Below are 3,666 nucleotides of genomic sequence, written 5' to 3' on the forward strand. Positions count from 1 at the left end.
CTGCCATGCGTGCGGACAGATCCATGAGCCGTCCCTGCGGGGCGCGGGCGGTTTCGCGCAGCACCTGGGACCAGAAGCGGCCATAGTCGGGCCAGCGTGCGATCCAGAGCGAGGCCCAGCGGCTTTTCGCATCCGAGGTGAAGGCGGTGGCTTTGCCGAGACCGAAACGCCAGTGGGCGAGCAGGGGATCGCCGGTCTCGGTGACGAGCGGCACCTGGGCGGAAGTGCGGCGGGTGGTTTTCACATAGCCGAGCAGCGCGGGCGAGTCCCACTTTTCAAAGCCGGAGAGGATGGGATCTTTTTCCTTCAGCACAGGCGTGAAGGGCTCCTCACGGATCATGCGGCCGGTGTGCATGAGCGTGTCCTGCGTAAAGATGCGTGTGATGCTGCTGGCATCCATCGTCGAGTAGGACTGACCGCCGCCGCTGGAGGCGATGGCCTGCAGCAGCGCCACATGCGAGCCTTCGCCGATGGCGACCGTGGAAATCGTCAGGCCTTCGTTGCGGCATTGCGTGGCGAGTTGTTCGTAGCCGGAGCCTGCGGTCTGGCCATCGGTGAGGATGATCATGTGCTTCACGCGAGCCTTGGTGCGCAGCAGGGCATCGCGCCCGAGCTGGAAGGCGGGCTGCAAATTGGTGCCGCCACCGGAGGCAATGGCGGCGATCTGGCCTGATACCGCATTGGTCGAAGTCAGTCGCGTCATGGGGGCGACGACGTGAGCCTCCGAGTCGAATGCCCAGACGCCGAGGGAGTCGTTGTGGCCGAGGACTTCCGCCGTGGCGATGGCGGCGCTTTTGGCCATTTCGAGTTTTTCACCGGCCATGGAACCTGAGCGATCCATCACGATGGCAACGGCGGCGCTTTGTTTTTCTTCCTCGTCCGGTGCTTTGAGGCGAACGGGCAGCACCTCTTCAATGGGGGTGCGATAGTAACCACCGACACCGAAAGAACCGGGGCCGCCGAGCATGATCAAACCGCCGCCGAGTTTATCGACGTAATCGCGCAGCGCATTCATGAGCGGTTCGCCAAGCTGGTGCGCGGGGACGTCGGAGAGGATCACGGCATCGTAGCCGCCGAGCTGTTCAAAGGTGATGGCGAGATTGCCCGGCTGGCGCAGATCGAGTTCGATGCCTTCCTTCTCCATCGCCTGCACGAGGTAGCGGCCTTCGGCGGCATCGGATTCGATGTAGAGCAGTCGCAGACGTCCGCGCACATCGACGATGGCGAGCGCGCTGTCATTGCCAGGAAGCGTGTCGCCCTGGATGCCTTCGAGCACCGCGCGGTATTGGAATGTGTTGCGCGTGGAAGGCGTGCGATTGAAGACGACCTCCTGCGTGGCACCGGGCTTGAGCGAGACGGGGCGTTTTTCCACCTCGATGCCGTTTTCGTAGAGCTTCAGGGTGCCCGTGCCTTCGATGGTGCTCTCAAAGACTGCCTTCAAACTCAGGCTGGCACCTTCAAACAAGCGTGTGCGATTGGGCGTGAGCGACAGCAGGCGTGCGTCCGGCAGGCGCGGGCCCGCCACGGGCAGTGCGTGCAGTTTGATGCCGGACACGGCGGCTTCGCGTGCGGCATCGAGCAGGCTGCCGCGTGTTTCGTGGCCGTCGCCAAGCAAGAGGATGTTGCGGCTGGCTCCGGGTGGAAACAAAGCCTCGGCATATTCGACGGCGGCGGCGTAGTGGCTGTCACCCCCGTGTTTTTTCTGCCAGGCCGCCTGCATGGCGGACGTGCTGCCTGCGGGCAGGAGTTCGGGCTGTGAGCCGAGCTGCACGACAAACGTATCAATCCCGCTGCCAAGCGCCGAACGCACGCGGGCGGCTTCGTCGAGTGATTTGCTCAAGCCTTCTTCGCCCATGCTCTGGCTGGCATCGACGATGATGCCGAGCGCCTTGCGACCCGTCTGCTTCACACGAGCCGGTCCGGCGAGTGCGGCGATGGCGAGCATCACACCGATGGCGCGTGTGACCAGCAGCAGGCGCTTGCGCAGTCCGGTCATGGGATGCGATGAGCGCGACTCGATCCACAGCAGCAGAGCGACTGCGGGCAGGATGAGCAGGAGGAGTTTTGGCGATTCCCAGTCCAAGGTCGTTGAGGATAGGCTTGCTGACTGTCAGGGCAAGGGGTGTCCCGAAAAAAGGCGGGACGCCTCGATCCGTTGTCAGGCCGGAGGCCTAACCTCCGATGACAGTGCGCAACGTGGCGAGGAGCTTCTCGATGTCCTCAGCCGTGGTGTAACCATGCACGGCGATGCGGATGCGGCCCACCTGGTGCATGACGTGGATGTTTTGCGCGAGTAGAGCGTCATTGATGGCAGCGGTGTTTTCGTGCTTGAAGGCGACGATGCCGCTGGAGCATTCTGGCTGCGCGGCGCTGAGCGCGGTGAGGCCGAGTTCTTTTAATCCGGCGTGAACACGGGCGACAAGGGGATCGGCATGGGCGATGATTTTGTCCATGCCCACGGCATCCAGATAACGGAGTGAAGCATTCAAGGCATAGAGAGCGGCGAAGCTGGGCATGCCGACGGAGAAGCTGAGGGCACCGGGCTTGATGCGGGCGCTTTCAAAGCGATCGGCGTCGAATGCGTTGGCGATGTGATACCAGCCGCCAGCACTGGTGGTGAGGCGTGCGGCAGATTTTTTCGGAATGCCGATGACGCCACCGCCATGGATGCCGAGGGTCCATTTGTGGGTGCTGGAGATCATGATGTCGGCGTCCTGGCAGTCGAGCGCGACGCGGCCCAGTGCCTGGGTGACATCGACGGCGATGACGGCCTGCGGCGCGAGCTTGCGGATCATGTCGCGCAGCGGGGCGAAGGGGATGCGGTGGCCGTTGTAGAAGCTCACGAGGCTGACCTGCACGAGTGCGGTGCGGTCATTGAGCAGCGCGGCGAGGTCGGTGAGGTCCAAGGCACCTTCGCGGTTTTTCCACAGACGAGTGACAGGGCGTGAAGCCTCCGGTGCGGTGAGCCAAGGGGTGGCACCGGCGGGGAAGTCGAGATCGGTGACGATGACTTCGTCCTTCGGTGTAAGCTGCAGCGCGTTGGCGAGGAGGTTGTAGGCCTCGGAGCTGCAGGAGCAGAAGGAGACTTCATCGGTGCTGAGGCCAAGGTGCCGGGCGGTGATCTCGCGGCAGTCCTCCACGCGCGGGAAATGGAAGTCACGCCCGCGCATGCCGAGCGATTTGTGCTGCATGTACTCTGCCACAGCCTCATTCACACAGAGAGGCGGGATGCTCTCGGCGGCGGTGTTGAGGTAGTGTATGCCTTTGAGGCTGGGGAAATCGGCGGCGCGGGAGGTGTCGGTGAGCATGTGTGAGAAGAAACGCAGATTGGTCGGCATTTCACGCTTGAGGAGAAGCTGAATTTACGGCCCGGGACATTTGAAGACCGTAGTGGAAGGCTTTCTGCGCCGGGGCATTGGAAAGTCACAAGAATCTTCGTCTTAGGCCAAGCTTCTTGAAAACGGGTCTGCACTCTCGCTGCGGCAGACAAGTTCTCACGCAGGCGAGCAACGCGGCGTTCCGGCCGTAGGTTGGTCGTGTTTGGCGTCGAAGGCTCCGCGATGCTCTGTCACGTCCTCCGCCAAACCGCCCGACTGCGAGGGCGTGCGTACGCCGTGGTGTTTGCAGCGCGCTGATGGACGGGCGGGCTTCGCCACGACCGTCCTA

At 63.1% G+C, this 3,666-nt stretch carries 2 protein-coding genes; both read right to left on the minus strand.

The window, feature by feature from the left end:
• A partial coding sequence (locus tag PSV43_RS07265) for a VWA domain-containing protein (RefSeq protein ID WP_300195026.1) occupies positions 1–2,083 on the minus strand: 2,083 nt, incomplete at its 3' end.
• An 88-nt stretch (positions 2,084–2,171) separates the two neighbouring features.
• On the minus strand, positions 2,172–3,308 hold the full coding sequence (locus PSV43_RS07270; protein WP_300195028.1) for an aminotransferase class V-fold PLP-dependent enzyme: 1,137 nt from the start codon (positions 3,306–3,308) through the stop codon (positions 2,172–2,174).
• Positions 3,309–3,666 lie beyond the last annotated feature (358 nt).

It is taken from the genome of Prosthecobacter sp. (assembly GCF_029946185.1).
Classification (GTDB): domain Bacteria; phylum Verrucomicrobiota; class Verrucomicrobiia; order Verrucomicrobiales; family Verrucomicrobiaceae; genus Prosthecobacter.

Coding starts and splice junctions, on each gene's coding strand:
- PSV43_RS07270 (WP_300195028.1), bottom strand. CDS start 3,308: ATGCTCACCGACACCTCCCGCGCCGCCGATTTCCCCAGCCTCAAAGGC.